The sequence below is a fragment of the Stenotrophomonas rhizophila genome, assembly GCF_007667275.1.
GTDB classification, from domain to species: domain Bacteria; phylum Pseudomonadota; class Gammaproteobacteria; order Xanthomonadales; family Xanthomonadaceae; genus Stenotrophomonas; species Stenotrophomonas maltophilia_AE.
This window is the reverse complement of record NZ_VDQT01000003.1, coordinates 93,520-116,681: the sequence shown is the minus strand read 5'-3', so window position 1 is coordinate 116,681 and position 23,162 is coordinate 93,520. Positions and strand designations below refer to the sequence as shown.

The window sequence follows — 23,162 nt, the reverse complement described above, 5'->3', positions numbered from 1 at the left end:
TCAGGCGGCGTCCATCAACCGGATTTCGGGTGCGTGGGGATTGCGCCGCACCGGTTGGCCGAGGACCTCGGCCAGCATCGAACGCGCCACCGAGCGGATCCGCGCGTGGTGTTCAGGTGCTGCATGGGTGACCAGGCTGGTGACATGAAAATCGAAGACATCTTCCATCACATCCGGCTGATCCTCGTGCAGCATCTGCAACAGTCCGCGCAGCTTGCAGAGTTCGGATTCGAGAACGTCGGCCGGGAACAGCATGTCTTTCTCCTTCAGGGGTACGGGATCCTTGTGCCACGAACGAGGTGACTCCCCTGTCAATGATTGGGGGTTGCCCGTTCATCCTCGACGACGCGCGCCGCCATCGAGGCGACGAAACCCGGCGACAGTCCGAGCGTTCCCCACCAGCCACGCTGGGTGCCGCTCAATACGCGCAGCATGTGTCCACGCCCGCCCGGCAGGTTGCCCATCGGCTTGAACAGGACGTTGCGCGCCCCCGCCAGCACATCGCGCTCGGACTGGAACACCGGAGTCAGCCAGCGGCTCCAGAACTGGTAGACACCTACGTGCGCGCTGCGCTGCGCCTGGTAGGCCTGCAGCGCGACGTCGGTGGCCGGGTGTTCGCGCAATGCATCGCGCAGCGCCAGCGCATCCATCAGCGCCATGTTCACCCCCTGCCCCAGCTGCGGACTCATCGCATGGGCCGAATCTCCGGCGAGCACCAGCCGGTCGCGGTGCCAGTGCGTCATCACCGTGTCGCGATAACCGGCACGGGCCAGCTGGGCGCAGTCGGTGACGCCCTGCAGGCGTTCGTGCGCCTGTGGCCACAAGGCCTGGACTTCCTCCAGCCAGCGCGGCAGGCCATCGCGCTCCCAGTGCGTGAAGCGGTCACGCGGCAGGCTCCAGAAGAAACTGAGTCGCGGCTGCGCGTCACCGGGTCGCGTCCCCACCGGCAGCAGGCCGATCATCTTGCGTGCGGCCACGTAGCGTTGCCGCAACTCGTCGTGGTGCGGCCAGTCACCGCCCGGCAGCAAACACCACAGCGCGCCCCACGGATACTCGCGGTCCAGCCGCGTGCCCTGCACCAGCGTGCGCAGCGATGACGCCGAGCCGTCCGCGGCGATGACCAGGTCATAGGGGCCATGCCACTGCCCGCGCGCGTCGCGGAGGCGTCCCGCAGCGCAGTCGACGTCGACGATGGCGGTGTCGGCCTGCAGGTGGCCCGGCTGTTCCCAGGCCTGCGCCAGCAGCGAGAACAGGGCCCCGCGCTGCATGCCGATGCCATGCAGGTGCGCGTGCAGTGCGGCGTAGCGCATGTCCATCACTGCGCGTCCGCACGGCGTGTCGCCGTACAGGCGGCGCACCGCTGCGCCGTGCTGCAGCACCTGCGGCAGCAGGCCCATCTGCCACAGCACGTCCAGACCGCTGGGTTGCAGCAGGAACCCGGCGCCCACCGGCCCCGGTGTCGGCGCGCGCTCGAATACGTGCACCTTGTGATTGTCGCGTGAAAGCAGCACCGAGAGGGCCTGCCCTGCGGTGCCGTAACCGACGATGGCGATGCTGCGCTGCTTCATCCGACATCCTGTCCAGGTGCTAAAAAAAACCCCGCCGAAGCGGGGTTTTCAATGCGCGATCGGGGAAATTACTCGCCGACCGGCACGATGTTCGAGGCCTGGGCGCCCTTCGGGCCCTGGGTCACGTCATAGGTGACCTTCTGGTTTTCAGCCAGGGTGCGGAAGCCCTTGGCGTTGATAGCGGAGAAGTGCGCGAAGACGTCGGCGCTGCCATCCTCCGGAGAGATAAAGCCAAATCCCTTGGCGTCGTTGAACCACTTCACGGTACCGTTCGGCATGGTAATGCAAGACCTTCTTCAATGAATGGGTGGTGTACGCTCAACCAGCGCACTGCCGGAGTATGCAAACCTTGTCAGGCAATGACAATCACCCGCGTGCCAATTCGCCAATCAGTTCCGGCAATCCGGCGGAAGCCGCGTCAACATTGGCCAGCACCTCGGCCATCGTGATCTCGTCGCCATCGCCACAGCCGGCCGCCCAGTTCGCCACGATTGCCAGGCAGGCGTAATCCAGCCCAAGCTCGCGGGCCAGCCCCGCTTCGGGCATGCCGGTCATGCCGACCAGGTCGCAGCCATCGCGGCGCATGCGCGCGATTTCCGCGTTGGTTTCCAGGCGCGGGCCCTGCGTGGCGCCGTAGCAGCCGCCGTCCTGCAGGCGCACGCCGGTGACCTTGGCCGCGGCCAGCACCTTGCTGCGCAGCATCGGCGTGTAGGGATGGCCGAAATCGACATGCAGCACCTCGCTGCCCGGCTCCTCGCTGAGCGTGGAGATGCGGCCCCAGGTGTAGTCGATCAGCTGGTCCGGGCAGGCCAGCACGCGCGGACCGAAGTGCTCGGTGATGCCGCCCACGGTGTTGAGGGCCAGCACGCGCGTGGCGCCGATCTGCTGCAACGCAGCAAGGTTGGCGCGATAGTTGATCTTGTGCGGCGGCAGGGAATGCCCCTCGCCGTGACGGGCGAGGAAGGCGACCCGCTGGCCGAGCAGCGTGCCGACCCGGATCGGGCCGGACGGAGTGCCGTAGCGGGTTTCCACCGCGTGGCTGGTCACGTCGTCGAGCTGGGCCAGCTTGTAGACACCGGTGCCGCCGATCACGGCCAGGCTGATGGATTCCATGGGCGCTGCTTATTCCTTCATTGCGTAGATGGCCGGCACGCCGCGCAGGCCTTCGTTGACATCCATGCCGAAGCCGAACACGTAGCGGTCGGGCAGTTCGACACCGGCGTAATCGGCCTTGACGTCGGGCAGCGCGCGGTCGTGCCGCTTCACCGTCAGCGCGGCGATGCGGACGTCGGTGGCACCCTGCTCCAGGCACCAGGTGCGCACGCCCTGCAGGGTGAAGCCTTCGTCCAGGATGTCGTCGACCAGCAGCACGCGGCGGCCGAACAGCGAGGTGGCGGGCTTGTGCTTCCAGACCAGCTCGCCGCCGGTCAGTTCGCCCCGGTAACGGGTGGCGTGCAGGTAATCGAACTGCAGGTCCTGGCCGCGCGCGCCGAGTTCAAGCGCCAGCTGGCCGGCGAACGGCAGCGCGCCGTGCATGATCGACAGGAACAGCGGGACCTCGCCCTTGTAGTCGGCCGCGATGCCATCGGCGATGCGCGCGATGGCCGCATCGATGGTGGGGCGGTCGACCAGCAGGTCGGCCTGGGCCAGGGCCTGGGAAATGGTGAGGTTGGGCATCAGACGATTCTTCCAAGGGTGTCGAGCAAACGGGATTGGGAGCTGCCATGGCGGGCGTCGGCCAGCAGGCCGTCCCAGCCAAGCGCGCCTCGGCCGATCAGGCCAAGCAGCGCGGCAGTATTGAGGGTGCGGCCGTGCACGGCGTGCAGCGCTTCGTCGACCAGTTCGGGGTGGCAGACCAGCACCACGTCGCACCCGGCGTCCAGGTGGGCATGTACGCGCGCGGCCACGCCACCGGCGGAGAACGAGGCGGCCATGCCGATGTCGTCGGAGAACACCACGCCGCGGAAGCCCATCTCGCCACGCAGGATCTGCTGGATCCAGCGCGAGGAATAGCCGGCCGGCTCCGGCGCGACCTGCGGGTAGACCACGTGCGCCATCATCACCGCGTCTGCTCCGGCATCGATGCCGGCCGCGAACGGCACCAGGTCCAGCGCGCGCAGTGCGTCGAGCGGACGCGGATCGCTGGCGGCGGCCACGTGGGTGTCTTCCAGCACGCTGCCGTGGCCGGGGAAATGCTTGAGGGTGGCGGCCATGCCGACGCTGTGCATTCCGCGCACGTAGGCGCGGGTGAACGCGGCCACCACCTGCGGGTCGGCGCTGAAGGCGCGGTCGCCGATGGCGCGGTTGCCACGGGCCAGGTCGACCACCGGGGCGAAGCTGAGGTCCACGCCGCTGGCGCGCACTTCACTGGCCATCAGCCAGGCATGCTGCTCGGCCAGCGCCAGCGCGGCGTCCGGGTCACGCGCGTACGCCGCATCGAAGCCCTGCAGCGGGGGCAGGTCGCTGAAGCCTTCGCGGAAACGCTGCACGCGCCCGCCTTCCTGGTCCACGCAGACCAGCAGCGGGCGCGGGGCTGCGGCGCGGATCGCGGCCGACAGCTCCTCCACCTGCTGGCGCGAGGCGAAATTGCGCTTGAACAGGATGACGCCGGACACGGCATCGTGCTGCAGCCAATCGCGTTCCTGGGCGGTAAGTTCGGTCCCGGCAACGCCGATCACGAGCATGGGTCGATCTCCAAAACGGGGCGCCATGATGGCGCACTGCCGCATTGTCGCAGAAGTCCTGAAGCGTGGCAGCCGGGCAGAGCCCGGCTCTACGGGATGGCAGCCGGGCAGAGCCCGGTTCACGCAGCCGGGCAGAGCCCGGCTCTACCAGGTTGTGTAGGGGTGGGCGGCCAGGGCGAGGTTGTAGTAGCGGACGTCGTCGGTGACTTCGTCCCCGGCCCATTCAGGCAGGTCGACGGGCTGGTCGGCGTGCTCGAGCTCGACCTCGGCCACCACCAGCCCGGCGTTGTCGCCCAGGAACTCGTCCACTTCCCACAGCAGGCCGCCGTGGCGGACCATGTGCCGGCGCTTGTCGATCAGGCCGCCGACGCACAGTGCCAGCAGCGCGCGCGCGTCCTCGACCGGGATCGGGTAATCGAATTCCTGGCGGGTGTGGCCGATCTCGCGCGATTTGAGGTTGAGGAACGCCGCATCGCCCTGGATGCGGACCCGCACCGAGGCCTTCTGCGCGCCGCTCTCGATCGCCGCGGTGTCGTTCACATAGCCCTGCGCCATCGGGATCACCGCGTGCGCGGCGGCCCGCCAGGCGTCGCTGGTGACCAGGAACTTGCGTTCGATCTCCAGCCCCATCTCAGCGCTTCTCGAACACGGCGATGCTTTCCACGTGCGCGGTGTGCGGGAACATGTCCATCGCACCGGCCGACACCAGGGTGAAGCCCTGTTCGTTGACCAGGTAGCCGGCATCGCGGGCCAGCGAGCCGGGGTGGCAGCTGACGTAGACGATCCGCTTGAACTGCTTCAGCGGCAGCTGCTGCAGCACTTCGATCGCGCCCGAGCGCGGCGGGTCCAGCAGCAGCTTGTCGAAGCCCTGCCGCATCCACGGGGTCTGGCGCTGGTCCTGGGTCAGGTCGGCCGCGAAGAACTGCGCATTGTCCAGCCCGTTGCGCGCGGCGTTTTCCTTCGCCCGCGCCACCAGCCCGGCCTCGCCTTCCACGCCCACCACTTCGCGCACGGTGCGCGCCAGCGGCAGGGTGAAGTTGCCCAGCCCGCAGAACAGGTCCAGTACGCGCTCGTCCGGGCCGGCGTCCAGCAGTTCCAGCGCCAGGGCGATCATCTTTTCGTTGAGCTTCGCGTTGACCTGGATGAAGTCCAGCGGCCGGAACGCCAGCTCCACGTTCCACGGGGCCAGCCGGAACGACAGCGGCACGTCACCGGGCAGCAGCGGGTGCACCGATTCGACGCCGCCGGGCTGCAGGAAGATCGCGAAGCCGTGTTCGGCCCCGAAGCCGGCCCAGGCGGCCTTGTCGGCATCGCTGAGCGGCTGCATGTGGCGGATGGTCAGGACGATGGCGTCGTCGCCGGCGATGAACTCGACCTGCGGGATGTCGCGTTTGCCGTCCAGGGTTTCGATGAACGCCGACAACGCGGCCACCTTCATCCCGATTTCCGGGATTACGGTCAGGCACTGGCTCAGGTCTGCGACGAAGCGCGGATCCTGCTCGCGGAAGCCGACCAGGGTCTTGTCCTTCTTTTCCACCCGGCGCACCGAGAAGCGCCCCTTGCGGCGATAGCCCCAGCTGTCCCCGACCAGCGGCGGCAGCACCGTGCCGGGGGTGACGTGACCGATCCGGGTCAGGTTGTCCAGCAGCACGCGCTGCTTGGCCACGATCTGCTGGCCTTCGTCCAGGTGCTGCAGGACGCAGCCGGCGCAGACGCCGAAATGCGGGCAGCGCGGGGTGACGCGCTGCGGCGAAGCCTGCAGGACCTCGACGGTCCGGGCTTCGTCGAAGTGCCGGTTGCGGGCGGTCGGTTCGGCGCGCACCACCTCGCCCGGCAGCGCGCCGGAAATGAAGGTGACCTTGCCACCCTCGCCTTCACGGCGGGCAACGCCCCGGCCGTCATGGCTGAGGTCGAGGATGTCGGTCTGGAACGGGGTACGGTCGAGTCGGGAGCGGGATCGGGCCACGTGGCAACAGGCTGCGGGCAAAAAGGGTGCGTATTGTCGCAGATACGCAGCACGGACTGCCGCGTGTTCACGCTGGGGCGCTTGCAGGACGCCATATCGTGTTTAATATGCGCATAGCTGACATGGAGGCAGCCCCAATGCAGAAGACCCCGAGGGCGGCCATGCCCCGATTCCTGCTCGTCGAGGACGACACCATCAGCCGCGGCTTTTTCCGCGCCGCGCTGGAAACGCTGCCGGCCCATGTAGACACCGCCGATTCGCTGGCGTCGGCGCTGGAGCGTGGCCGCGGCAGCGAGCACGATCTCTGGCTGATCGACGTGAACCTGCCCGACGGCAACGGCAGCGAGCTGCTGCGCGCCCTGCGCCTGTCGCGCCCGGACACCCCTGCACTGGCCCATACGGCCGATGGCGACACCAGCATCCACGCCCGTCTGCGCGATGCCGGATTCAGCGAGACCCTGGTCAAGCCGCTGAGCCGTGAACTGCTGCTGCAGGCGGTGCGCCGGGCGCTGGTCAACAGCCCCGGCAGTGCCGCGGCGGCGTCCACCGGCACGGGGACTGAAACCGAGCGGGAGGATTGGGACGAAATCACCGCCCTGGCGGCCCTGAATGGGCAGCGCCAGCACCTGATCGCCCTGCGCGAGCTGTTCCTGGCCGAGCTGCCCGGGGTCCGCGACGCCGTGGCCCAGGCGGTCCAGCAGCACGACGTGGGCACCCTGAAGGGCCAGTTGCATCGCCTGCAGGCCAGCTGCGGCTTCGTCGGCGCCGCCCGCCTCGCGCGCGCCGTCCGCCAGCTGCACCAGATGCCCGAGTCCAACGGCGCCCACACCCAGTTCAAGGCGGCCGTAGAGTCCTTGTTGCATTAGGCACCCACGCACACGAATCACCGGCGGCGCGCCAGATCCTCCAGCATCTCCCACGACTTCAGCCCGCGCCCGCCCAGATGGTGCAGCAGCACCGCACGCATGCCCCGGCGCAGGCTGGCCAGGTCCTCCGTGCCCGGGTGCACGTCTCCGGCCAGCGCCAGCAGTGCACTGCCGGTCGCCGTTCCCCGACGCGGATCGGCCCCGCGCTCGCTCAGCAATCTTCGCGGCCCCTCCAGCGGGTCCAGCTCATACCGGGCCGCCGGATCGATCGGTTCGCCATCACTGCCATGGGCCAGGTCGAAACCGAACCCCAGCGCTTCCAGCAGGTCGCGCTCGAACCGTCGCAGCGTCCAGGCCAACGGCTCGGCGGCGGCAAGCCGCTGCCGCACCAGTCCATAGTGGTCGTACAACTCCGGAAGCGGGTCCTGGCGGGGCGCCAGCCGCATCACCAGTTCATTGACGTAGAACCCGGCCAGCATCGCGTCGCCGCCCAGCCGTGGCGCCGCGTCCAGCGCTTCGGCGCCGCGAAGCTGGGCCAGTTCGCCACGTTGCACGGCGCTGAAGCGGATCCACTGCAGGGGCTGCAGGGCGGCGCGCAGCGCCTGGCTGCGCGGACTACTTACACCCCGGGCCAGCAGGCCGATCCGGCCGTGCTGTTCGCTGAGCACTTCGACCAGCAGGCTGGTCTCCCGCCACGAGCGGGCATGCAGCACGAAGGCGGGTTCGTCATCGATGCGCATGGCCGGGGGCGTGGCGAGGCAACCCTGCCGGGCTTACTCGTAACCGAACGCCTTCAGCGCGGCTTCGTCGTCCGACCAGCCTTCACGCACGCGCACCCAGGTCTCCAGGAACACCTTGGCCCCGAACAGACGCTCCATCTGCAGGCGCGACTTGGCGCCGATCTCCTTCAGGCGGGTACCGGCCTTGCCGATCACGATGGCCTTCTGGCCTTCGCGCTCGACCCAGATCACCGCGCCGATGCGCAGCAGGTTGCCGTCTTCGACGAAACGCTCGATCTCCACCGTGGTGGCGTACGGCAGCTCTTCGCCCAGCTGGCGCATGAGCTGCTCGCGGACCAGTTCGCCGGCCAGGAAACGCTGGCTGCGGTCGGTGATTTCATCCTCGCCGAACATTGGCGGGGCTTCGGGCAGCAGCTTGAGCAGGTCGCGCACCAGCGCCTCCAGCCCATTGCGCTTCTGCGCCGAAATGGGGTGCACGGCGGCAAAGGTGCGGCCCTCGGTGACCTGCTGCAGGAACGGCAGCAGCGCGGCCTTCTCCTTGAGCCGGTCGACCTTGTTGACCACCAGCACCACCGGGATGCCGGCATCGCTCAGGACGTTGAAGGCCAGGGTGTCCTCCTCGTCCCAGCGGCCGGCTTCGATCACCAGCATGCCGGCGTCCACGCCTTCGAGCGAGCCGCGCGCGGCGCGGTTCATCACCCGGTTCATGGCGCGCTTCTGCACGCGGTGCAGGCCGGGGGTGTCGACAAGCACCAGCTGGCCTTCCGGGTAGCTGGCGATGCCCAGCAACCGGTGCCGCGTGGTCTGCGGGCGGTTGGAGACGATGCTGACCTTGGCGCCGACCAGCGCGTTGGTCAGGGTCGACTTGCCGACGTTGGGGCGGCCAATGACGGCCACGCTGCCGCAATGATGGGGGGTTGCTTCGCTCACTTGGAATCCAGTTGCTCGAGGGCGGCGGCCGCCGCCTGTTGTTCGGCCAGCCGTCGCGAGGCACCTTCGCCTTCGGTGCTGACAGCGGGATCGGCTACGCCGCAGCGCACCCGGAAAGTCTTGGCATGATCGTCGCCCGATTCTGACACCAATTCGTACTGGGGCAGTGCCTTCTGTCGGCCCTGCAGCCATTCCTGCAGGCGGGTCTTGGGGTCCTTCTCGGGCCTGCCGGTGGCCGGCAGCGCCTCCATGGATGCCGCGAACCAGGGCAGCACCACCGCCTGGCAGGCGGCAAAGCCGGCGTCCAGGTAGATCGCCGCCACCACCGCCTCCAGGGCGTCGGCCAGGATCGAGTCGCGGCGGTGCCCGCCCGACTTCATTTCGCCGGGGCCCAGGGTGAGCCGGTCGCCCAGTTCCAGGGTGCGGGCGATCACCGCCAGCGCCCCTTCACGCACCAGCTCGGCCCGGGCCCGGGTCAGCGCGCCCTCGTCGGCCCTCGGCCAGCGCAGGTACAACGCCTGGGCCACCATCATGTTGACGATGCTGTCGCCAAGGAACTCCAACCGTTCGTTGTTGGGGGTTCCGGCGCTGCGATGCGTCAGGGCCTGCTGCAGCAGGCCCGGATCCTGGAAGACGTGACCGATGCGGTCACCACGTTGGAAAGTGTTAGTCGGCACCGCTGAGGGTCAATTCCTGGTGTGCTTCGAATTTTCCAACCACGTCGAGGTTGCCGATCAGCGGGCGACGCACTTCGTAGTTGACCTTCATGTTCCAACCCCCGCTGACCCGTTCGAACTTCACGTTGGACGGCTTCACGTTGTCGGAATAGTTGATGTACAGGCGGCGGAAGAACATCTCCGACACCTGCCCCGGTTCCTTGTTGGCCACGCCGGGTTCCTGCGCCACGCCCTTGAGCGCGGATTTGACCGCATAGAACTCCGAATACATCGGGAACAGCTTCATGCCGATGTACAGGCCGAACCCCACCACGGCCAGCACGACCAGGAACGAGGTCAGGGTCATGCCACGCTGCGTTTTCATCATCTTCATTGCGATCTCCCCAGATGCGCTTTTGACATGGAATCAGTTGATGCCGGTACCGATGCGGGACGGTTCGAAGCCATCCTTGCAGAACCAGCCCGAGCAGTTCAGCCAGATCAGGAAGGCCTTGCCGCGGAGGTTCTGTTCCGGCAGCAGGCCCCAGAAACGGCCGTCATCGCTGTTGTCGCGGTTGTCGCCCATCACCAGGTACTTGCCCGCCGGCACGGTCCACTGGCCCTCGCCACGCGGGTAGTCGGTCTCCAGCACGGTGTGCGTGCGGCCCGGCAGGTGCTCCACCAGCAGGGACGCGCCCTCGCCCTGGCCACGGTGCCCAGCATACAACCCCTTGCTCTCGTACTTGAGGGGGGTGCCGTTGAGGATCACCTGGTCGCCCTGGAAGGCGATCTCGTCGCCCGGCACGCCGATCACGCGCTTGATGAAGTTCTCGCCCTTGTTCGGGTCATTGTCGGAATGGCCCGGGAAGTGGAACACCACCACGTCGCCGCGCGCCGGCTCGCCGATCGGCACGACCTTGGCATTGTTCAGCGGCAGGCGCAGGCCGTAGGCGAACTTGTTGACCAGGATGAAGTCGCCGATCAGCAGGTTGGGCATCATCGAGCTGGACGGGATCTTGTACGGCTCTGCAATGAAACTGCGCACCACCAGCACGATCGCCAGTACCGGGAAGAACGCCCGGGAGTAGTCCACCAGCACCGGCTCGCTGTCCAGCAGGCCGGCCCGCCGGGCGCGGGCCCTGGCGAAGTACAGCTTGTCGGCGAGCAGGATCAGGCCCGACGCCAGGGTCAGTACGACCAGCAGGATTTCAAACAGTTTCATGCAGTGTCCTTGGGAACGGGAGCCTTACTTGTCCATCTGCAGCACGGCCAGGAAGGCTTCCTGCGGAATCTCCACGCGGCCGACCTGCTTCATGCGCTTCTTGCCTTCCTTCTGCTTTTCCAGAAGCTTCTTCTTGCGCGAAACGTCGCCACCATAGCACTTGGCCAACACGTTCTTGCGCATCGCCTTGACCGTGGTACGGGAGATGATCTGCGAGCCGACCGCGGCCTGGATGGCCACGTCGAACATCTGCCGCGGGATCAGGTCCTTCATCTTCTCGCACAGCTCGCGGCCGCGCCGGTCGGCATGGCTGCGGTGCACGATCAGCGACAGCGCGTCGACCTTGTCGCCATTGATCAGCACGTCCACGCGGACGAACGGACCGGCATCGAAACGCACGAACTGGTAGTCCAGCGAGGCGTAGCCGCGGCTGACCGACTTGAGCTTGTCGAAGAAGTCCAGCACCACTTCGGCCATCGGCAGCTCGTAGCTGATCTGCACCTGGCTGCCCATGTAGTTGATGCCGATCTGGCTGCCGCGCTTTTCCTCGCACAGCTTGATGATGTTGCCGATGTACTCCTCGGGGGTGAGCACGTTGGCACGGATGATCGGCTCGCGGATTTCATCGACCATGTTCACCGGCGGCAGCTTGGCCGGGTTGTCCATGTTGATGATGGTGCCGTCGGTCTTGAGGACCTCATAGACCACGGTCGGCGCGGTGCTGATCAGGTCCAGGTTGTACTCGCGCTCGAGGCGCTCCTGCACGATTTCCATGTGCAGCATGCCCAGGAAGCCGCAGCGGAAACCGAAGCCCATCGCCTCGGAGCTCTCCGGCTCGAAGCGCAGCGCCGCATCGTTCAGGCGCAGCTTGTCCAGCGCCTCGCGCAGGTCCGGGTAGTCTTCGGCGTCGACCGGGAACAGGCCGGCGAACACGCGCGGCTGCATTTCCTGGAAGCCGGGCAGCGGCGCCGGGGCCGGGTCGGCGGCCAGGGTCAGGGTGTCGCCGACCGGCGCGCCGTGCACGTCCTTGATGCTGGCCGTGACCCAGCCCACTTCGCCTGCGCGCAGGGCCGGCAGGACCTTGCGCTTGGGGGTGAACACGCCGACGTTGTCGACCTGGTGGTTGCGCCCGGTGGACATCACCTGCAGCTTGTCGCCGGCCTTGATCTGGCCCTGCATGACGCGCACCAGCGAGACCACGCCGAGGTAGTTGTCGAACCAGGAGTCGATGATCAGCGCCTGCAGCTTGTCGGTATCGCGCGGCACCGGCGGCGGAATGCGATGCACGATCGCTTCCAGCACGTCGACCACGTTCAGGCCGGTCTTGGCGCTGACCGGCACCGCATCGGTGGCGTCGATGCCGATCACGGCTTCGATCTCGGCCTTGGCGCGCTCGATATCGGCGGTGGGCAGGTCGATCTTGTTGATCACCGGGACCACTTCCAGGCCCTGCTCGACCGCGGTGTAGCAGTTGGCCACCGACTGCGCCTCCACGCCCTGGGCGGCATCGACCACCAGCAGCGCGCCTTCGCAGGCGGCCAGCGAGCGGCTGACTTCATAGGAGAAGTCGACGTGGCCGGGGGTGTCGATGAAGTTCAGGTGGTAGGTCTGGCCATCTTTGGCCACGTACGGCAGCGACACCGACTGGGCCTTGATGGTGATGCCGCGCTCGCGCTCGATCGGATTGGAGTCGAGCACCTGCGCCTCCATCTCGCGGGCCTGGAGGCCACCGCAAAGCTGGATGATGCGGTCCGCCAGCGTGGACTTGCCGTGGTCGACGTGGGCGATGATGGAGAAGTTGCGGATGTTCCGCATCGAATCAGAGGACATAGGTGGCGGCGGCGCGGCGCGTCGTCAGGATAACGGCACATTATCGCATGGCCGGCCCCTCCCCGCGTGCCGGGGCGCCAAATGCGACCGGGCCCGCCGAAGCGGGCCCGGAAACGCAGCAGGGACGGGACTTACTGCCCGGTCTTGACCGCCACGAAGGCGCTGTTGCTGCCCGCGCGCACCAGCAGCATCACCACGTCGCCCTTCTTGTAGCCGCCCAGCGCCTTGTTCAGTGCAGCCACGCTGCCGACCGGGGTGCGCCCGACCTGCAGGATCACCATGCCCGGCGACAACCGGGCATCGCGGGCAGCCTGGCCCTTGACGTTGGTGATGCGCACGCCTTCGCCCGCGTCCAGCCCCAGCTGCTGGCGCTGCGGGGCGGTCAGGTCGGCCACATCCAGGCCCAGCAGGGCGTTGGCACCCACCTGCGGCGCCGCGTCCGCGGCAGCCGGAGCGGCGGTGCCGCGGGCGGCATCCTCGGCCAGCTCGGTCAGGGTCGCGGTGATCTCACGCTCCTTCCCTTCGCGCAGCACGCCCAGGCGGACCTTGCTGCCCGGCGCCTGGGCGCCGATCAGCGGCGGCAGGTCGCTGAAGGTGTTGATCGGGGTGCCGTTGACCGAGCGGATCACATCGCCGACTTCCAGCCCGGACCTGGCTGCGGCGCTGCCCGGGACCAGCTCATTGACCAGCGCACCGCGGCTGTCGGGCAGGTTGAAGCCCTGCGCCACGTCGCCGGTGATGGCGCCGACGATCGCGCCCAGCTGGCCACGGCTGACCCGCCCGTTCTTCTTGATCTGTTCGACCGCGCCCATGGCCAGGTCGATCGGGATCGCGAAACTGATGCCCATGTAGCCGCCGGAGGCGGAGAAGATCTGCGAGTTGATGCCGACCACTTCACCCCGGGTGTTGAGCAGCGGACCGCCCGAATTGCCCTGGTTGATCGCCACGTCGGTCTGGATGAACGGCACGTAGCGCTGGTCCTGGCCGCCGGTACTGCGCCCGACCGCGCTGACCACGCCGGCGGTGACCGAATGGTCCAGGCCGAACGGCGAACCAATCGCGACCACCCACTGGCCGGGCTTGAGCGTGTTGGAATCGCCCACGCGTACCGTCGGCAGGTTCTTCGCATCGATCTTCAGCAGGGCCACGTCGTACTGCTGGTCGCTGCCGACCACCTTGGCCGTGAACTCGCGGCGGTCGCCGAGCTTGACCTTCACTTCGCCGGCGTCGGCCACCACATGGTGGTTGGTCAGCACGTAGCCGTCAGGCGAGATGATGAAGCCCGAGCCCATGCCGCGGCCGCGGATGCCCGGCCCCTGGTCCTCGCCACCGGGCTGGCCCGGCATCTGGAAATCGGGGCCGAAGAAGCGGCGGAAGAATTCCGGCATTTCATCGTCGCCGGGTCCCGGGCCGGCGCCGCGCGCCTGGCGGTTGCTGCGCACGATGGTGGTTTCGATGTTCACCACGCCCGGCCCAACCTGTTCAACCAGGTTGGTGAAGTCCGGCAGGCCACTGACCAGCGGCGCGGCCGGGGCACGCGGCGCGGCGGCGGCCTGGGCGGCCGGTGCCGCAGGAGACGGCGACTGCGCACAGGCGACCAGCGGGAGGGTGATGGCCAGCAGGGCCAGGGCGTGCGTACGGATACGGGCGGTCATCAGACTCGAACCTCCGGGTCAGGGGTCATCAGGGGGAAAGGGAAAGCAGAAGGAGGGAGAACCGGCTCAATCGGCGCCGTCATCCTGCAGGCGCGGTTCAAACGGATAGAACGCGGCCTGCGGCTGCTGGGAGCGGAAACTGGCATTCAGCGCGCCCTGGTCGCCCAGCGTCGAACGTGGCCACGGCCGTGCCTGCAGGCTGCTGACATCGCCGAACGGCAACGCCCGGGCGGTCGCGGCCGGCAGGGTCGGCGCCAGCGGCGCCTGGCTGGCGACGGCGCGGATCGGTTCGGCGCTGCGGCTGGCCACGCTGCGCGCGGCCTGCCGGGTACGGGTGGCGCTGTTGCGGCGCGCGGTGGCGGCGGCAGGCACGGCCGCCACGGCCAGGGCGGCGTCTGCCACCGCTGCGGGCACGGACGGAGAAGCCGGCGCGCGCGGCGGTGCCGGCGGCAGCTGCGCCTGGCTGGCGATGACCGTGGTCGGCTGGGCCGGCACGGCCGGGTCGGACAGTTGTCCGCGGGACATGAACAGGGCAATCGCGGCGACCGAGGCGGCCAAGGCCGCCCCGCCGCCCACGCGCAGCCAGCCGCGCCGACGCACCGGCGTCGTCGGTGTCGCATTCGACTCCAACGGGCGCGGTTCCGCTGCCACGGCGAGCCGGATACGCTCGGCAAAGCCCGCCGGTGCAGGCGCACAGGCCTGCCCGCGCAGCACGTCGCCCATCAGTTGCCAGCGCTCCTGGCAGCGCGACAGGTCGTCATCGTGTTCCAACCGGCGCAACAGGAAACGCGCCTGCTCCAGCGGCAGCTCACCGTCGACCAGCGCCGAAAGCTGCTGGCGGTGGTGGGCATCGAATTTGTCGGGATGTTGATTGCTCATGCGCGGCTCTTCTCGCGGGTGGCGCTGCCGATGTCCAGCAGCGGCCGAAGTTCAGTGTCGATCGCCTCGCGGGCGCGGAAGATCCGCGACCGCACGGTGCCTATCGGGCACCCCATCTTCTGCGCGATGTCCTCGTAGCTCAGGCCCTCCACCTCGCGCAGGGTGATGGCCGAACGCAGTTCTTCCGGCAACGCCGCCACCGCCTTCATCACCGTGTTCTCCAGTTCCTGGCGCATCAGCTCGCGTTCCGGCGTGTCGGTGTCGCGCAGGCGGGTGCCGCTGTCGAACTGCTCGGCATCGCCGATGTCGATGTCGTCGGTGGGCGGGCGGCGGTTATGGGCGGCAAGGTGGTTTTTGGCGGTATTCACGGCGATCCGGTGCAACCAGGTATAGAACTGGGCGTCTCCACGGAAACTGTTGATCGCGCGATAGGCGCGGACGAACGTGTCCTGGGCGACGTCCTGACATTCACTCCAGTCGGCGATGTAGCGCCCGATCAACGCGACGATCCGGTGCTGGTACTTGCGTACCAGTACATCGAAGGCCGCGCTCTCGCCGCGCTGCACGCGCCGGACCAGCTCCAGGTCCAGCTCCTGTGGTGTTTCAACCTCGGCCATGGGGGGCCGCACTCCTGTCAGCCCAACCGACGTCGGGCAATGAGACTGCCAATCCCGGGAAAAGTTCAGCGCCAATCCGTGAACGCCGCACCAGCTTTTAACTACGGTTCCGTTAAGGTTCCCAGTCTCCCCCTGCTATTGGGATTTGACGGGGAGGAAACAACCTCTGGATCATAGCCCCCTTCTCCATACACAACCGGATGGAACGTCCCCATGCTTTCAGGCTTCGATGGGCTCCGCTTCTCACATTGGCACCCCGAGATCCGTGACGATGGTGTCGTGGTGCTCAGCCTCGACCGCCACGACAGCAGCGTCAACGCGATGTCGCAGGACGTGCTGCTGGAACTGGGCGACCTGGTCGAACGCCTGGCCATGGATCCGCCCAAGGCCGTGGTGGTGCAGTCGATCAAGGCGGCCGGCTTCATCGCCGGCGCCGACCTGAAGGAATTCCAGGAGTTCGATCGCCGCGGCACGGTCAATGACGCCATCCGCCGCGGCCAGACCACCTACCAGAAACTGGCGGAACTGCCCTGCCCGACCGTGGCCGCCATCCATGGCCACTGTTTGGGCGGCGGTACCGAGCTGGCCCTGGCCTGCCGCTACCGCGTGGCGTCGAACGACCCGTCAACCCGGATCGGCCTGCCCGAAACCCAGCTGGGCATCTTCCCGGGCTGGGGCGGCAGCGCGCGCCTGCCGCAGCTGGTGGGCGCCCCGGCGGCGATGGACATGATGCTGACCGGCCGCAACCTGTCGGCGTCGGCGGCCCGCAACATCGGCCTGGTCGACAAGGTGGTGGCTCCGGCGGTCCTGCTGGACACCGCCGTGGCCCTGGCCCTGGCCGGCACCACCCGCCCGTTCAAGCAGCGCCTGACCGCCTGGGCCACCAACACCTGGCTGGCGCGGAAGCTGCTCGCGCCGCAGATGGCCAAGCAGGTCGCGCGCAAGGCGAAGAAGGACCACTACCCCGCCCCCTATGCGCTGATCAACACCTGGGCGCGTACCGGCGGCAGCGGCATCCAGGCCCGGTTGGACGCCGAACGCCGCGCCGTGGTCAAACTGGCCGGCACCCCCACCGCACGCAACCTGATCCGCATCTTCTTCCTCACCGAGCGCCTCAAGGCACTGGGCGGGAAGGATCACGGCATCCGCCACGTGCACGTGGTCGGCGCCGGCGTGATGGGCGGCGACATTGCCGCCTGGTCGGCCTACAAGGGCTTCGAAGTCACCCTGCAGGACCGCGAGCAGCGCTTCATCGACCCGGCCATGGAGCGCGCCCAGGCGCTGTTCGCGAAGAAGGTGCGCGACGAGTCCAAGCGCCCGGCGGTCGCCGCACGGCTCAAGGCCGACCTCGCCGGTGACGGCGTCGCCGTGGCCGACCTGGTGATCGAAGCGATCATCGAAGACGCCGAAGCCAAGCGCGGTCTCTACCAGACGCTCGAGCCGAAGATGAAGTCCGACGCGCTGCTGACCACCAACACCTCGTCGATTCCGCTGGTGGAACTGCGCGACCACATCCAGCGCCCGGCCCAGTTCGCCGGCCTGCACTACTTCAACCCGGTGGCGCAGATGCCGCTGGTGGAAATCATCCACCACGATGGCATGGCCCCGGAAACCGAACGCCGCCTGGCGTCGTTCTGCAAGGCGCTGGGCAAGTTCCCGGTACCGGTCGCCGGCACCCCGGGCTTCCTGGTCAACCGCGTGCTGTTCCCCTACATGCTGGAAGCGGCTACCGCCTACGCCGAAGGCATCCCGGGCCCGGTCATCGACAAGGCCGCGGTGAAGTTCGGCATGCCGATGGGCCCGATCGAACTGCTCGACACCGTGGGCCTGGACGTCGCCGCCGGCGTCGGCAGAGAACTGGCCCCGTTCCTCGGGCTGCAGATCCCCGCCGCGCTGCAGACGGTCGAACCGGGCAAGCGCGGCAAGAAGGACGGCCAGGGCATCTACAAGTGGGACAACGGCCGCGCGCAGAAGCCCGACGTGCCCGCCAACTACCAGGCCCCGGAGGACCTGGAAGACCGGCTGATCCTGCCGCTGCTCAACGAAGCAGTCGCCTGCCTGCACGACGGCGTGGTCGCTGATGCCGACCTGCTGGATGCCGGCGTCATCTTCGGCACCGGCTTCGCCCCGTTCCGCGGCGGCCCGATCCAGTACATCCGCGCCACCGGCGCCGATGCGCTGGTGGAACGCCTGAAGGTGCTGCAGCAGCGCCACGGCGACCGCTTCGCCCCGCGCCCGGGTTGGGACGCGGCGGTGTTGCGCGAGCCGGTGATTTAAAGAATCGATTGATCGAAGCAGAAACGCCACCGAAAGGTGGCGTTTTTTTTGTGCATCTGCAGTACCGACCAACGGTCGGTACCTACCGCTTTTTCGTTGGCCGCCGACCCAAAACAGTGACGCCTGCAAACCAAGGCTTTGGAAACGAAACAACCTGTTACCCGAACGGGCCATGCAGTAGATGAAACACCGTGCAATGCTTCCAAACTGTCCCCCGCCAGCGAGAAAGCCCGCATGACGACCATCATCGCCCCGCGCGTCCACGACATCGGCGGCCTGGAAGTGCGCCGCGCCGTGCCCAGCATCCAGGCCCGCAGCGTGGGCCCGTTCGTGTTCGTCGACCAGATGGGCCCGGCGGTGATGGGCGCCGGTGCGGGCATCGATGTGCGCCCGCACCCGCATATCGGCCTGGCCACCGTCACCTTCCTGTGGTCCGGCGCCATCGGCCATCGCGACACCCTTGGCTCGGAGCAGGTCATCCGCCCCGGCGACGTCAACTGGATGACCGCCGGGCGCGGCATCGCCCATTCCGAACGCACCCCGCCGGTGGAGCGCGAACACGACCACCCCCTGCACGGCATGCAGACCTGGGTGGCATTGCCGAAAGCATTCGAGGAGACCGATCCCGGATTCTTCCACCACAGCGCGGCCACCCTGCCCCAGCAGCGCCGCAATGGCGCCTGGCTGCGGATCATCGCCGGTCGCGCCTACGGCGAAGAATCCCCGGTGAAGGTGTTCGCCGACACGCTCAACGTCGCCGTCGATCTCGACCCCGGTGCCGAACTCGACCTCGATACCGGTCACGTCGAACGCGCCCTCTACATCCTTGAAGGCGAGGCGCAGCTGGACGGCGTCGACGTCCCCGCGCAGCATCTCATCCTTCCGGAAAAGAACGCGCGTGGCCGCCTGCGTGCCAAGACGCCGTTGAAGGCCATGCTGCTCGGTGGTGAACCCCTGGATGGACCCCGCCACCTCTGGTGGAACTTCGTATCCAGCTCCAAAGACCGTATCGAGCAGGCCAAGCACGACTGGGAATCCGGACGTTTCGGCACCATCCCCGGCGACGACAAGGAATTCATTCCACTGCCGGAGCGTTGAGGGGACGTAAGCGGATCCTCACCTCGCTGACCGGCTTCAATTTCATTTGAAATGGTTATTTGAAGATCCAGTCACATTCCGTTAAGGTCGAAATCACCAGGCCGTCACCCCGTGGGTGAACGACGCCCGTCGGGGGACGGCACGGCCAATTCGACATGGGGGAACGCATGAAGATCCTGCACGCCTTGGTATTGCTGGGGCTGTCACTGGTGGCTGGCGCGGCGTCGGCACAGTCGGCGGCCAAGTGTCCTGCCCTGCCCGCCAACAGTGGGCTGCAATGGCAGGAAACGCCTCAGGCCACCTACCTGCTGTGCAAGGCCGTCGATGCAGGCGGACGCGAGGTCATGACCCTGATGTTGACCGGTCGCGACCCGGGGATTCCGCTGTCGCGGCCCCTGCGCCAGGAAAAAGGCGGCTTCGCAGGCGAATCGCTGTACTGGTACCTGCCCGACCTGGGCGGCCAGGAACCGCCGGGCTATGCGACCCGCCGCATGACCGTGGTCAAGTTCGACAAGAACCAGTACGCACAGATTTCCCTGTATCCCAGTGATGCCAGCGAACTGCGCACGCTGCAGACGATGTCGCAGGGCCTGAACCTCAATCCCACGGCGGTTGCCGCCGAGCGGTGACCTGCATGGAGATGCGGGGTTTCACGCATCTCCAGTTGGGTAGCGCCGGCCGTTGGCCAGCCCGGGCGTTCCCTGGGCCGGCCAACGGTCGGCGCTACCGTGCCTCAGAACCGACCTTCCTGGAAGTCGACAAAGGCCTGCATCAGTTCTTCGCGGGTGTTCATCACGAACGGGCCGTGGCGCATGACCGGTTCGCGCAGAGGACGCCCCGCGACCAGGATCAGCCGCGCACCGCCCGCACCGGCCTGCAGCTGCAGCTGATCGCCGCCGCCCAGTACCGCCATGTCCTGCCGCCCTACCGGGCGTGCCTCCTCACCCTCGCCCACGACCACGTCGCCTTCGAACACGTAGGCGAACGCGTTGTGCCCGTCCGGCAGCACGTAGTCCCAGCGCGCACCGGCGTCCAGCGCGACATCCAGGTACAGCGGGTCGGTCGCCGGCTGCACGATCGGGCCGACGGTGTCGCCGACCTGCCCGGCGATCACCTTGACCTGCACGCCCGGCACCGGGCTGACCACCGGAATGCGCTCCGGGGCGAATTCCTGGTACTTCGGGTCGGTCATCTTGTCGCGCGCCGGCAGGTTGACCCACAGCTGGAAGCCGCGCATCTGCCCCGATTCCTGTTCGGGCATCTCCGAATGCACCAGGCCCCGGCCGGCGGTCATCCACTGCACGCTGCCCGGGGTCAGCAGGCCTTCGTTGCCATGGTTGTCCTTGTGCCGCATCCGGCCGTCGAGCATGTAGGTGACGGTCTCGAAGCCGCGGTGCGGGTGGCTGGGGAAGCCGGCGATGTAGTCCTCCGCCCGGTCGGTGCCGAATTCATCCAGGAGCAGGAACGGGTCCAGATCGGGCAGCGACGGACCGCCGATCACCCGGGTCAGGCGCACGCCGGCGCCGTCGGAGGTGGGCATGCCACGGATGGTGCGCTGCACGCGCGCGGGGGAGCTGCTCATGTTGACTCCATCGGGAGGATAGTGGGTACAAGATGGGCGCAGGCCCGGGGGGCGCCAACCGTCATGCCCGCAACCGATTGTTCCAAGCGTGCTGTTTCGTTCCCGTGTACGACCAAAGTACTAGCGGCAAGCCTCCGCACGCGCATTGACCCGGTCAGTGCGAGGGCGGACCCTTACGGTGTTCTTCAGGGAGACGCAATCTCATGAAAGGTTTTTCCAAGCTGGGTTGGGCCGCGCTCGCGCTGCTCGGCGCATTCTGTCTTGGCACCGTCGCGCTGCGACGGGGCGAGCACATCAATGCGCTGTGGATCGTGGTTGCCGCCGTCTCCATCTATCTGATCGCCTATCGCTTCTACAGCCTGTTCATCGCCGACAAGGTGATGCAGCTGGACCCGACCCGGGCGACCCCGGCGGTGCTCAACAACGATGGCCTGGATTACGTGCCGACCAACAAGCACGTGCTGTTCGGCCACCACTTCGCGGCCATCGCCGGTGCGGGCCCGCTGGTGGGCCCAGTGCTCGCGGCGCAGATGGGCTACCTGCCCGGGCTGTTGTGGCTGGTGGTCGGCGTGGTGCTGGCCGGTGCGGTGCAGGACTTCATGATCCTGTTCATCTCCAGCCGCCGCAACGGGCGTTCGCTGGGTGACCTGGTCCGCGAGGAAATGGGCCAGGTGCCGGGCACGATCGCGCTGTTCGGTGCGTTCCTGATCATGATCATCATCCTGGCGGTGCTGGCGATGGTGGTGGTGAAGGCGCTGGCGGAAAGTCCGTGGGGCATGTTCACGGTGATCGCGACGATGCCGATCGCGATCCTGATGGGCGTGTACATGCGCTACATCCGGCCGGGCAAGATCGGGGAGATCTCGGTGGTGGGGTTGATCCTGCTGCTGCTGGCGATCTGGTACGGCGGCAAGGTGGCGGCCGATCCGGTCTGGGGTCCTGCGTTCACCTTCACCGGCGTGCAGATCACCTGGATGCTGATCGGCTACGGCTTCGTGGCCTCGGTGTTGCCGGTGTGGCTGCTGCTCGCGCCGCGCGACTACCTGTCGACGTTCCTGAAGATCGGCACCATCGTGGCGTTGGCGATCGGCATCCTGATCGTGATGCCGGAACTGAAGATGCCGGCGCTGACCCAGTTCGCGGCCAGTGGCGATGGTCCGGTGTGGAAGGGCGGGATGTTCCCGTTCCTGTTCATCACCATCGCGTGTGGTGCGGTGTCCGGTTTCCACGCGCTGATCGCGTCGGGCACGACGCCGAAGCTGCTGGCCAATGAGCGCCATATGCGCTACATCGGCTACGGCGGCATGCTGATGGAATCGTTCGTGGCGGTGATGGCGCTGGTGGCGGCGTCGATCATCGATCCGGGCATCTACTTCGCGATGAACAGCCCGGCGGCGGTGATCGGTGCCGATGCGGTGTCGGCGGCGCATTACATCACCACGACGTGGGGCTTCACGATCACGCCGGAGCAGCTGGAAGCCACGGCGCTGGCGATCGGTGAACCGACCATCCTGCACCGTGCGGGTGGCGCGCCGACGCTGGCGGTGGGTATCGCGCAGATCCTGCACCAGGCCATTCCAAGCGGCAGCAACGCGATGATGGCGTTCTGGTACCACTTCGCGATCCTGTTCGAGGCGCTGTTCATCCTGACCGCGGTGGATGCGGGCACGCGTGCGGGCCGCTTCATGCTGCAGGACCTGCTGGGCAACTTCATCCCGGCGCTGAAGAAGACCGAGTCGTGGACGGCGAACATCATCGCCACGGCGGGCTGCGTGGCGCTGTGGGGCTACCTGCTGTACACCGGCGTGGTGGATCCGTTCGGTGGCATCCAGACGCTGTGGCCGCTGTTCGGCATCTCCAACCAGATGCTGGCGGGTATCGCGCTGATGCTGGGCACGGTGGTGCTGTTCAAGATGAAGCGTGACCGCTACGCGTGGGTGACGGCGGTGCCGGCGGTATGGCTGCTGATCTGCACGACCTACGCGGGCCTGATCAAGATCTTCGACAGCAACCCGGCGCAGGGTTTCCTGGCGCAGGCGCACAAGTACCAGGATGCGATCGCCAGCGGTACGATCACGGCGCCGGCCAAGTCGGTGGCGCAGATGCAGCAGATCGTGGTCAATGCCTACGTCAACACCGGGCTGACGGTGCTGTTCCTGTTCGTGGTGTTCGCGATCCTGGCCTATGCGATCAAGACGGTCGTGGCGGCGCGTCGTTCGCCGCAGCGGACGGACCGTGAGACGCCTTACGTGGCGTTGGAACCGCACCAGATGGCGGACCTGTGATGAGCACGGGCCTGGTTCCGGTCGGGCAGTACCAGGCGCACCGCCGGATCTGGCGGCGCCTGGTGCAGACGGCACGCCTGTGCTGTGGCATCCCCGACTACGACAACTACGTGCGGCACGTGCTGGAGAAGCACCCGGACCGCACGCCGATGGACTACAAGACGTTCTTCCGCGAACGCCAGGAAGCGCGTTACGGCGGCCGCAACGGCGGTCGCTGCTGCTGACCCTTGGTTAATTGTTTGGAATTGAAAAGGCGGCGCATCTGCGCCGCCTTTTCTTTGGCTCTGATTTGCCAAGAGCTATGGCG

General features: G+C 67.4%; 24 protein-coding genes. 6 read left to right on the top strand and 18 right to left on the bottom strand.

Translation table 11 applies throughout. The features are described from left to right. The 8 genes from FSZ13_RS11095 to rlmD all read right to left on the bottom strand — a co-directional run bounded on the left by FSZ13_RS11095 (position 1) and on the right by rlmD (position 6,218). Positions 1–255, bottom strand: coding sequence for a hypothetical protein (locus tag FSZ13_RS11095; RefSeq protein WP_145479638.1), 255 nt, complete (start codon positions 253–255; stop codon positions 1–3). A gap of 56 nt (positions 256–311) precedes the next feature. Next, positions 312–1,568, bottom strand: coding sequence for an FAD-dependent oxidoreductase (locus FSZ13_RS11090; RefSeq protein WP_145479635.1), 1,257 nt, complete (start codon positions 1,566–1,568; stop codon positions 312–314). Between the two features lie 68 nt (positions 1,569–1,636). Continuing rightward, a complete protein-coding gene (locus FSZ13_RS11085) occupies positions 1,637–1,846 on the bottom strand; it encodes a cold-shock protein (protein ID WP_145479633.1) in 210 nt (69 codons plus the stop codon). Between the two features lie 88 nt (positions 1,847–1,934). Next, a complete protein-coding gene (locus FSZ13_RS11080; protein WP_145479631.1) occupies positions 1,935–2,681 on the bottom strand; it encodes an S-methyl-5'-thioinosine phosphorylase in 747 nt (248 codons plus the stop codon). Positions 2,682–2,690: 9 nt separating this feature from the next. Continuing rightward, positions 2,691–3,245 (bottom strand): hypoxanthine-guanine phosphoribosyltransferase, encoded by a 555-nt coding sequence (locus tag FSZ13_RS11075; protein WP_145479630.1) that lies wholly within the window; start codon positions 3,243–3,245, stop codon positions 2,691–2,693. Then, positions 3,245–4,252, bottom strand: coding sequence for a beta-N-acetylhexosaminidase (gene nagZ, locus FSZ13_RS11070; RefSeq protein ID WP_145479627.1), 1,008 nt, complete (start codon positions 4,250–4,252; stop codon positions 3,245–3,247). The genes FSZ13_RS11075 and nagZ overlap by 1 nt, the downstream gene beginning before the upstream one ends. Before the next feature lie 144 nt (positions 4,253–4,396). After that, positions 4,397–4,882: a CYTH domain-containing protein gene (locus FSZ13_RS11065; protein WP_145479625.1), complete on the bottom strand. Its 486-nt coding sequence runs from the start codon at positions 4,880–4,882 to the stop codon at positions 4,397–4,399. Between the two features lies 1 nt (position 4,883). Beyond that, the gene (rlmD, locus tag FSZ13_RS11060) at positions 4,884–6,218 is read right to left on the bottom strand and encodes a 23S rRNA (uracil(1939)-C(5))-methyltransferase RlmD (protein ID WP_145479623.1); all 1,335 of its coding nucleotides are present in this window, start codon (positions 6,216–6,218) and stop codon (positions 4,884–4,886) included. 137 nt (positions 6,219–6,355) lie between these two features. On the opposite strand from rlmD, the gene FSZ13_RS11055 reads away from it, so the two are divergent. After that, the gene (locus FSZ13_RS11055) at positions 6,356–7,084 is read left to right on the top strand and encodes an Hpt domain-containing response regulator (RefSeq protein ID WP_145479621.1); all 729 of its coding nucleotides are present in this window, start codon (positions 6,356–6,358) and stop codon (positions 7,082–7,084) included. A 17-nt stretch (positions 7,085–7,101) separates the two neighbouring features. Here FSZ13_RS11055 and recO read toward each other — a convergent pair whose 3' ends face one another. The 9 genes from recO to rpoE form a co-directional block, all read right to left on the bottom strand. Then, entirely contained in the window at positions 7,102–7,824 is a 723-nt protein-coding gene (gene recO, locus FSZ13_RS11050; RefSeq protein ID WP_145479619.1) for a DNA repair protein RecO, read from the bottom strand. Between the two features lie 33 nt (positions 7,825–7,857). Continuing rightward, a complete protein-coding gene (gene era / locus FSZ13_RS11045) occupies positions 7,858–8,754 on the bottom strand; it encodes a GTPase Era (RefSeq protein WP_145479617.1) in 897 nt (298 codons plus the stop codon). Further along, positions 8,751–9,431 carry a ribonuclease III gene (gene rnc / locus FSZ13_RS11040; RefSeq protein ID WP_145479616.1) on the bottom strand — a complete coding sequence of 227 codons (681 nt, stop codon included), beginning with the start codon at positions 9,429–9,431 and terminating at the stop codon, positions 8,751–8,753. Before rnc ends, era begins: the two co-directional genes overlap by 4 nt. Continuing rightward, positions 9,421–9,798: a DUF4845 domain-containing protein gene (locus FSZ13_RS11035; protein ID WP_186308935.1), complete on the bottom strand. Its 378-nt coding sequence runs from the start codon at positions 9,796–9,798 to the stop codon at positions 9,421–9,423. Before FSZ13_RS11035 ends, rnc begins: the two co-directional genes overlap by 11 nt. Positions 9,799–9,837: 39 nt before the next feature. Then, positions 9,838–10,632, bottom strand: a complete 795-nt coding sequence (lepB, locus tag FSZ13_RS11030; protein ID WP_145479612.1) for a signal peptidase I — start codon at positions 10,630–10,632, stop codon at positions 9,838–9,840. 24 nt (positions 10,633–10,656) lie between these two features. Continuing rightward, complete coding sequence (gene lepA / locus FSZ13_RS11025; RefSeq protein WP_186308934.1) at positions 10,657–12,447, bottom strand: translation elongation factor 4; 1,791 nt, start codon at positions 12,445–12,447, stop codon at positions 10,657–10,659. Between the two features lie 146 nt (positions 12,448–12,593). After that, positions 12,594–14,117 (bottom strand): DegQ family serine endoprotease, encoded by a 1,524-nt coding sequence (locus FSZ13_RS11020; protein WP_145479608.1) that lies wholly within the window; start codon positions 14,115–14,117, stop codon positions 12,594–12,596. A 66-nt stretch (positions 14,118–14,183) separates the two neighbouring features. Continuing rightward, positions 14,184–14,996, bottom strand: a complete 813-nt coding sequence (locus FSZ13_RS11015; RefSeq protein ID WP_145479606.1) for a sigma-E factor negative regulatory protein — start codon at positions 14,994–14,996, stop codon at positions 14,184–14,186. Further along, complete coding sequence (gene rpoE, locus FSZ13_RS11010; RefSeq protein WP_102945429.1) at positions 14,993–15,613, bottom strand: RNA polymerase sigma factor RpoE; 621 nt, start codon at positions 15,611–15,613, stop codon at positions 14,993–14,995. Before rpoE ends, FSZ13_RS11015 begins: the two co-directional genes overlap by 4 nt. Positions 15,614–15,826: 213 nt before the next feature. Between rpoE and FSZ13_RS11005 the strand changes: the two genes are divergently transcribed. The 3 genes from FSZ13_RS11005 to FSZ13_RS10995 all read left to right on the top strand — a co-directional run bounded on the left by FSZ13_RS11005 (position 15,827) and on the right by FSZ13_RS10995 (position 19,617). Continuing rightward, positions 15,827–17,890, top strand: coding sequence for a 3-hydroxyacyl-CoA dehydrogenase NAD-binding domain-containing protein (locus FSZ13_RS11005; RefSeq protein WP_145479605.1), 2,064 nt, complete (start codon positions 15,827–15,829; stop codon positions 17,888–17,890). 234 nt (positions 17,891–18,124) lie between these two features. Next, the gene (locus FSZ13_RS11000; RefSeq protein ID WP_145479603.1) at positions 18,125–18,988 is read left to right on the top strand and encodes a pirin family protein; all 864 of its coding nucleotides are present in this window, start codon (positions 18,125–18,127) and stop codon (positions 18,986–18,988) included. A gap of 167 nt (positions 18,989–19,155) precedes the next feature. Continuing rightward, entirely contained in the window at positions 19,156–19,617 is a 462-nt protein-coding gene (locus FSZ13_RS10995; protein WP_145479601.1) for a hypothetical protein, read from the top strand. A 104-nt stretch (positions 19,618–19,721) separates the two neighbouring features. On the opposite strand, the gene FSZ13_RS10990 is transcribed toward FSZ13_RS10995, so the two are convergent. Then, the gene (locus FSZ13_RS10990) at positions 19,722–20,570 is read right to left on the bottom strand and encodes a pirin family protein (protein WP_145479599.1); all 849 of its coding nucleotides are present in this window, start codon (positions 20,568–20,570) and stop codon (positions 19,722–19,724) included. A gap of 203 nt (positions 20,571–20,773) precedes the next feature. On the opposite strand from FSZ13_RS10990, the gene FSZ13_RS10985 reads away from it, so the two are divergent. Both FSZ13_RS10985 and FSZ13_RS10980 read left to right on the top strand, forming a co-directional pair. Further along, the gene (locus FSZ13_RS10985) at positions 20,774–22,855 is read left to right on the top strand and encodes a carbon starvation CstA family protein (RefSeq protein WP_145479597.1); all 2,082 of its coding nucleotides are present in this window, start codon (positions 20,774–20,776) and stop codon (positions 22,853–22,855) included. Continuing rightward, entirely contained in the window at positions 22,855–23,079 is a 225-nt protein-coding gene (locus tag FSZ13_RS10980; protein WP_068853636.1) for a YbdD/YjiX family protein, read from the top strand. The genes FSZ13_RS10985 and FSZ13_RS10980 overlap by 1 nt, the downstream gene beginning before the upstream one ends. The last annotated feature ends 83 nt before the right edge of the window (positions 23,080–23,162 follow it).

Coding starts and splice junctions, on each gene's coding strand:
- FSZ13_RS11095 (WP_145479638.1), bottom strand. CDS start 255: ATGCTGTTCCCGGCCGACGTTCTCGAATCCGAACTCTGCAAGCTGCGC.
- FSZ13_RS11090 (WP_145479635.1), bottom strand. CDS start 1,568: ATGAAGCAGCGCAGCATCGCCATCGTCGGTTACGGCACCGCAGGGCAG.
- FSZ13_RS11085 (WP_145479633.1), bottom strand. CDS start 1,846: ATGCCGAACGGTACCGTGAAGTGGTTCAACGACGCCAAGGGATTTGGC.
- FSZ13_RS11080 (WP_145479631.1), bottom strand. CDS start 2,681: ATGGAATCCATCAGCCTGGCCGTGATCGGCGGCACCGGTGTCTACAAG.
- FSZ13_RS11075 (WP_145479630.1), bottom strand. CDS start 3,245: ATGCCCAACCTCACCATTTCCCAGGCCCTGGCCCAGGCCGACCTGCTG.
- nagZ (WP_145479627.1), bottom strand. CDS start 4,252: ATGCTCGTGATCGGCGTTGCCGGGACCGAACTTACCGCCCAGGAACGC.
- FSZ13_RS11065 (WP_145479625.1), bottom strand. CDS start 4,882: ATGGGGCTGGAGATCGAACGCAAGTTCCTGGTCACCAGCGACGCCTGG.
- FSZ13_RS11055 (WP_145479621.1), top strand. CDS start 6,356: ATGCAGAAGACCCCGAGGGCGGCCATGCCCCGATTCCTGCTCGTCGAG.
- recO (WP_145479619.1), bottom strand. CDS start 7,824: ATGCGCATCGATGACGAACCCGCCTTCGTGCTGCATGCCCGCTCGTGG.
- FSZ13_RS11035 (WP_186308935.1), bottom strand. CDS start 9,798: ATGATGAAAACGCAGCGTGGCATGACCCTGACCTCGTTCCTGGTCGTG.
- lepB (WP_145479612.1), bottom strand. CDS start 10,632: ATGAAACTGTTTGAAATCCTGCTGGTCGTACTGACCCTGGCGTCGGGC.
- lepA (WP_186308934.1), bottom strand. CDS start 12,447: ATGCGGAACATCCGCAACTTCTCCATCATCGCCCACGTCGACCACGGC.
- FSZ13_RS11020 (WP_145479608.1), bottom strand. CDS start 14,117: ATGACCGCCCGTATCCGTACGCACGCCCTGGCCCTGCTGGCCATCACC.
- FSZ13_RS11015 (WP_145479606.1), bottom strand. CDS start 14,996: ATGAGCAATCAACATCCCGACAAATTCGATGCCCACCACCGCCAGCAG.
- rpoE (WP_102945429.1), bottom strand. CDS start 15,613: ATGGCCGAGGTTGAAACACCACAGGAGCTGGACCTGGAGCTGGTCCGG.
- FSZ13_RS11005 (WP_145479605.1), top strand. CDS start 15,827: ATGCTTTCAGGCTTCGATGGGCTCCGCTTCTCACATTGGCACCCCGAG.
- FSZ13_RS11000 (WP_145479603.1), top strand. CDS start 18,125: ATGACGACCATCATCGCCCCGCGCGTCCACGACATCGGCGGCCTGGAA.
- FSZ13_RS10995 (WP_145479601.1), top strand. CDS start 19,156: ATGAAGATCCTGCACGCCTTGGTATTGCTGGGGCTGTCACTGGTGGCT.
- FSZ13_RS10990 (WP_145479599.1), bottom strand. CDS start 20,570: ATGAGCAGCTCCCCCGCGCGCGTGCAGCGCACCATCCGTGGCATGCCC.
- FSZ13_RS10985 (WP_145479597.1), top strand. CDS start 20,774: ATGAAAGGTTTTTCCAAGCTGGGTTGGGCCGCGCTCGCGCTGCTCGGC.
- FSZ13_RS10980 (WP_068853636.1), top strand. CDS start 22,855: ATGAGCACGGGCCTGGTTCCGGTCGGGCAGTACCAGGCGCACCGCCGG.